Origin of the sequence: Campylobacter concisus (genome assembly GCF_902460875.1) — a bacterium.
Classification (GTDB): Bacteria; Campylobacterota; Campylobacteria; order Campylobacterales; family Campylobacteraceae; genus Campylobacter_A; species Campylobacter_A concisus_AA.
Genome location: NZ_CABPVR010000009.1, coordinates 103,442 through 109,512 on the forward strand (window position 1 = coordinate 103,442; position 6,071 = coordinate 109,512).

6 protein-coding genes are annotated in these 6,071 nt (G+C 34.3%); 2 read left to right on the plus strand and 4 right to left on the minus strand.

What is annotated here, in order from left to right; genetic code table 11:
* The first annotated feature begins 20 nt into the window (after positions 1–20).
* Both F3H01_RS06905 and F3H01_RS06910 read left to right on the plus strand, forming a co-directional pair.
* Positions 21–830, plus strand: a complete 810-nt coding sequence (locus F3H01_RS06905) for a ferritin-like domain-containing protein (protein ID WP_149725266.1) — start codon at positions 21–23, stop codon at positions 828–830.
* Positions 830–1,324, plus strand: coding sequence for a SixA phosphatase family protein (locus F3H01_RS06910; RefSeq protein WP_103576830.1), 495 nt, complete (start codon positions 830–832; stop codon positions 1,322–1,324). The genes F3H01_RS06905 and F3H01_RS06910 overlap by 1 nt, the downstream gene beginning before the upstream one ends.
* A gap of 9 nt (positions 1,325–1,333) precedes the next feature.
* Here F3H01_RS06910 and F3H01_RS06915 read toward each other — a convergent pair whose 3' ends face one another.
* From F3H01_RS06915 to F3H01_RS06930, 4 genes are all read right to left on the minus strand, one after another.
* Positions 1,334–2,593 carry a methyl-accepting chemotaxis protein gene (locus F3H01_RS06915; RefSeq protein ID WP_149714554.1) on the minus strand — a complete coding sequence of 420 codons (1,260 nt, stop codon included), beginning with the start codon at positions 2,591–2,593 and terminating at the stop codon, positions 1,334–1,336.
* A 2-nt stretch (positions 2,594–2,595) separates the two neighbouring features.
* Complete coding sequence (locus tag F3H01_RS06920; RefSeq protein ID WP_149725267.1) at positions 2,596–3,096, minus strand: PAS domain-containing protein; 501 nt, start codon at positions 3,094–3,096, stop codon at positions 2,596–2,598.
* A 21-nt stretch (positions 3,097–3,117) separates the two neighbouring features.
* On the minus strand, positions 3,118–4,356 hold the full coding sequence (locus tag F3H01_RS06925; protein ID WP_149725268.1) for a type II secretion system F family protein: 1,239 nt from the start codon (positions 4,354–4,356) through the stop codon (positions 3,118–3,120).
* A partial coding sequence (locus F3H01_RS06930) for a GspE/PulE family protein (RefSeq protein WP_149725315.1) occupies positions 4,353–6,071 on the minus strand: 1,719 nt, incomplete at its 5' end. The genes F3H01_RS06925 and F3H01_RS06930, both read right to left, overlap by 4 nt.

The following is a 6,071-nucleotide window of genomic DNA, read 5'->3' on the forward strand; positions in this document are numbered from 1 at the left end:
GTTTTAAATAAAGAGAAAATATGAATTTTTTTGATGAAATTTGGGAAATTTTAAATGAAGGCGAGATTTGGCTTAAATTTTTAAAATTTGAGCTATTTTATGAGAAATTTAAACGAGATTTTAATATAAATTTTTATGAAAGCTCTAAACCAAATGAGCTAATAAAGCCTAGCTACGCAAAATTTTGTGAAGTAGTTAGCATGAAAGAGCTAAACAAAAAAATAAAGCCAAAGGATAAAAATTTAAATTTTATCCATTCGGTAGCTCATATTGAATTTAGTGCTATTGACATCGCGCTTGATGCTTGTTATAGATTTAGAAATTTGCCAAGAGAATTTTATGAAGACTGGTTAGAAGTAGCTGAAGATGAGATCAGACACTTTTGTATGATAGAAAATTTGCTCTTAAAACAAGGCGGTAGATACGGCGAGCTAAGTGTGCATGATGGGCTTTTTATCGCACTTCAAAAGACTTCAGATAGTCTAACTAGCCGTATGGCGCTACTGCCAAGATACATGGAGGCAAATGGGCTTGATGCAAATGCTCATATCATAAAAAGGCTTGAAGGCGAGGGCGGGCAAGAAGAGCTAATAGAGTGCCTAAAAGTCATATTAAAAGAGGAAGTTTCTCACGTTTATAAGGGCGATAAATGGTTTAAATTTGCTTGCAAAAAAGAGGGCGTTGATGAAAATAGCTACTTTGACATTATCTTAAGTTTATATCCAAATTCATTTAAAAATGTTAGAGAGATCAATGAGCAAGATCGCTTAAAAGCTGGATTTAGCAAAGAAGAGCTTTGCTTGATAAAGAATTTCTCAAAGGAGAGATAGTGAGTAAAATTTATTTTATAAGACATTCAAAAGCGGTTGATGAGAATAAGGATGGAGCTAAAGATGCCTTAAGGGAGCTTAGTCAAAAAGGTAAAGAAGACGCTAAATTTATGGCAAATAGGCTAAAAATGTATGATGTGATGCCAGGAGCCATCTTTTCAAGCAGTGCTAAAAGGTGCGAACAAACAGCAAAGATTATCGCTAAAACTTTAAAATTTAAAGAAGAGATCGATCTTATAGATGAGCTTTATGATATAAGCTTTGAAGATCTTTTAAAATTTGTCAAAAATATAGATGAGAGTTTGGATGAGATTTTTATCATCACGCACAACCCAAGCATAACTGAAATTTGTGAGTATTTGAGCGATTCATCAATAGACAATATCCCAACTTCTGGAATATTTTGTGTTGAGTTTGGATGTAAATTTAGTGAGTTAAAAGAGGGTAGTGCAAAAGCGTTATTTTTTGACCACCCCAAAAAACATCAAAGATAATTTAACACTTTAGTTTTTATCTTTAAAAATTTCGTTATACGAAGCAAAAATTTGCTCGCTTAGATCTTCTATTTTTTTAGACTTATCAACAAAATAATTTAAATTTTGTTCATTATAGCCAGAGGCTGACTTCTCGAGCAAGAGTTTGATTTCATTATTTAGCGACGATGTAAGCTCTTTTGACTTATCAAAATTTTTATTTTGCTTGTGTTCACTTATACTCTCGTTCTCATACCAGTCTAGCAGGTTTTGTGCTAAATTACGTATTTCCTCGCTGTATCCTTGCTCGTTTATAAGATCAGAGTACACTTTAGTTTTGTAAGCGATTTGTGAAATTTTTGCGATTATGGCAAAGGTTTTATTTTCGACATATTTTGATGTTTGAGCAGTATTTTGTGCGTTTGCATTAAACTCGCTCAATACCTTTTTGAAATTTTCTACATTTTGTGTCGTTAGTTTAGAAATTTCATCGATCTTTTTAGAATTTTCATCGATATCATTCACCTCTTGCTGAAGTGTTTTTATGTTTACTTCGATATCACTTGCAGCTTTTTGTGTATTTTCAGCTAGCTTTCTTACTTCATCAGCGACTACCGCAAAACCACGTCCGTGCTCTCCTGCGCGGGCAGCTTCAATGGCGGCGTTAAGAGCAAGCAGATTCGTTTGATCGGCAATATCTTTTATTAAATTTAAAACAGAGCTTATTTCAGAAGCCCTAGTGCTTAGCATACCAGTAGCATTTGAGCAGCTTTGTACTAGACCATCAAGCTCTCCCATATTTTGACTAAGTTCGACAATGTTTGACATATTTTCTCTTGCTATTTGTGCAGTTTGTTTAGCATCTGTTGCTGTTTGGCTTAAATTTTTGATACTTTCATTTAGATCATCTCTTACATAATTTATGCCATTTATGCCGTTTCCAAGTTTGTCAAGCTCGCTTGATAAAAGACCTCTAACCTTGCTTTTTTGGCCGTCTTTTATACCTGTGACACCCTTGCTCATAGATATGGCATTTCGTTTAAATAAACCCCTAAACCCTTCTACAAATATATTTCTATATGTTTTTGAGTTTTGTGCAGCTTGGACTGAGGTTGAAATTTCACGTTGAAGTGCTTCAACTTGATCTAACAAATCATTTATGCCAAGGGCGACTTCATACATCTCGTCCTTTTCTCCAACATTTACAATGCGAGGCTCTAGTATGCCATTGCTTGCCGATTTGACAACACTTAAAATCTCATTTATTGCATTTGATTTTTTCTTAAACATATCTAGAACCTTTGTAAGTTGTTTATAAATTCATCATAGCTTGTTGATTTTTCTTCCAAAAATTTAAATAAATATTTTTTAGACGCTTCAATACCGCCATCTCGTTCTAGCTCAAGTAGTTTTGCATAAAGTGGTTTTATGGTCTCTATCGCTTTTGCATTTGGCTTACGTCTAACAGAATAGTATCCAACGATATTATCTTGTTGATCAAGCGAGGCTGTGATATTGCCAAATACCCAGTAAAATCCACCATTGAGAGTTTTATTTTTAATAAAGGCAAAAATTTCCTCTTTATTTTGTATGCGTTCCCAAAGTAGCTTGAAAATAACTCTTGGCATATCAGTGTGCCTTATTATATTGTGCGGTTTTCCCAAGAGATCACCTTGTTTTACTCCTACGATATTTAAAAAAGGCTCGTTGCAATAAGTAATCCTTCCTTTTGTATCTGTTTTTGAAACTAAAAATGCGTTCTCATCAACGCCATATTCTTTTTCTATAGACATTTTACTCCTTTAAATATAGATTTAATTTTTAACAGCTTTTGCCATATCCCACATTGGCATAAATATACCAAGGGCGAGCAAAAGCACCATAGCTGCGATAAATATTAGTAGTATCGGCTCAATATAGTTTGAAATATTATCAATAATATCATTAAATTTCACTCTATAATAATCAGTAACCTTTTGTGTCATGTCATCTAAGCTACCACTTTGTTCGCCAGCACCTATCATTTGTATAAGCATACCCTCATAAAGTCCAGTTTGCCTAAAGGCCTCGGTTAAGCTTATGCCACGGCCAACCAGCACTTTTACAGCAGTTAGTTTATTTCTTATGTCTTGATTTGAAACAGTTACAACGGCAGTATCTAGCGCGTCAGCGATAGGAAGTCCTGCGCGAACAAGCTCTGTAAAGATTAGATTAAATCTACTCATATTTGCAAAAAATATTATTTTGCCCACAAGATAGACTTTTAGTAGGTATTTATCGACCTTATCCCTAAAATTTTCATCATTTGAATATTGCCTTTTTAGCAAAAAAGCAAATGCGACAAGAATAACTATTATGTATATACCGTAATTGCTCATTATGTATTCAATGTTTAGTAAAATTTTAGTAGGAAGTGGGAGATCGGCATTAAGCTGGCTAAAAATTTCTCGAAATTGTGGAACAACTGATGTCATAAGCACAATAAAAGCCAAAATTATAGAGCATATTACGGTTATTGGATACCTTATAGCTTTTTTAAATTTTTGCTGGTTATCCCAGACTTCTTGCAAGATAGAAGCTAGTTTTGATAATGCATCAGCCATGTTACCAGTACTCTCTCCAAGCCTTACCATAGCGACAGTGACATCACCTAGCTCTTCTTGAAAATTTTCTATACTTTGAGTTAAGCTAGCACCTTGATTTAGGTCTTCGTCTAATGTTTGAAATATTGTTTTTAGCCTTTTATCCTCGGTGGCATTTGCTGTCTCTTTTATGCCATCATGTATTGATATACCAGCATTAGTCATAACGCTAAGTTGCCTTATGGTAGCAACTAGAGCTGGAATTTTTACTTTCGAAGAAGAGAATATTTTGTTAAATTTTTCTTGTAAGTCCAAAAAATCATTGTTGATACTTGAAACCTGAGTTTCTTTGATCTTTACTATCATGCCTTGAATATTTGCACGATTTTTTACATCATTTTTGCTATTGGCCTTTAGGCTCATCTTTTGGCGTTTGCCATCTTTTATATATTCTATTTCATAAAATTTCATATCTTGGCAACTCTATATACTTCTTCGATGGTTGTTACACCATTTGCTGCGCGTATAACGCCATCATGGAACATATCTATAAAGCCTTCGTCATAGGCAGCCTTTTTAAGCTCTTCTTTTGAAGCGTTATTTGCAACGATACTTGCTATATGATCGCTAATAGATAATATTTCACTTATCATTTCACGCCCTAGATATCCGGTTTGCGAGCAGTGTTGGCAACCTACGCTTTTATAAAATTGATAATCTTCAGGAAGAAATTTCTTGATCTCATCAAGAGCTTTTTGAGATAGCGTGACTTTTTGTTTGCAATACGGACAAAGTTTTCTTACAAGCCTTTGAGCCTCTATGCAAACGAGCGCGCCACTTACTAGATATGGCTCAATGCCCATATCAACCATACGAGGTAAAGCGCTAATAGCGTCATTTGTATGAAGTGTAGAAAAAACTAAGTGACCAGTTAGTGCCGCTTGAATTGCGATTCTAAGCGTCTCTTGATCTCTGATCTCGCCTATCATAATAATATCTGGATCTTGCCTCAAAATAGAGCGAAGAGCCGAGATAAAAGTAAGCCCAGCCTTCTCATTGACATGTACTTGTTGGATCATATTTAGCTGATACTCGACCGGATCTTCAACGGTAATAATCTTAGTTTTTACACTTTTTATATCATTTAATGCGCCATAAAGCGTAGTCGTTTTTCCTGATCCTGTCGGACCAGTGACTAGGATGATACCGTAAGGCGCTTTCATACTCTTTTTAAATTTAGCAAAGTTATCTGGATGCATACCAAGATCTTCAATGTTTATGATAACCTTTGATTTGTCCAAAATTCTTAAAACTATGCTTTCGCCGTTTAAAATAGGTAGCGTAGAGATACGAAAGTCATACTCTTTATCTAAAATTTGAGCTGAAAATCTACCATCTTGTGGGCGGCGGCGCTCCGCGATATCCATATTTGAAAGTAGCTTCATTCGGCTTACCATCGGCGGATAGATATCTTTATCAAATATAAATGTCTCACTTAGCATACCATCTATTCTGCTTCTTACGATACAGTTTGTCTCGGTTGGCTCGATGTGAATATCGCTTGCTCTGCTTTGAATAGATGTTTTTAAAATTATCTCAATTAGCTTTAAAATTCCAGAGCTTTCTGTGCTTTGCCCTTGACTGCTAGAACTTGAAAGCTCTTTTCTGATCTCTGTAATAACGTCTTTTATACTTTCATTAAGAGCTATTTTGTTTATGTATTTTTCTATCTGAGCTGGATCGGCGCAAGCTACTTTTAATAGCTTTCTGTTAAATAAATTTTGAACTTTATCCTGAATGATCACATCAAAAGGATTTTTAAAAGCTACATAAACGCTTATCTCATCTTCTTTTACTGGGATAGCGTTATATGATTTTAGCTGTGAGGTGCTTAGTTTTTCACTGATACGGTAGTCTATATCTATATCATCAAGATCAAAAAATGTGATTTTAAATTTATCACATACATATTGAATGAAGCGCTTTTGATCTATCTGAAGGCTAGTTGAAATTTCATCAATATCAGTGTGTCCTCTTCTATAAATATCAGATAGAATTTCAAAAAAAATCTCTTCTTCTAGCATATTTTCTTCAAGCAAAATAGCCAAAAGACTTTTTTCGTTTATTTTTTTTATCTCTATAATTTTTAAAATTTGCTCATCATTTAGTTTATTAAGTTGTTCTAA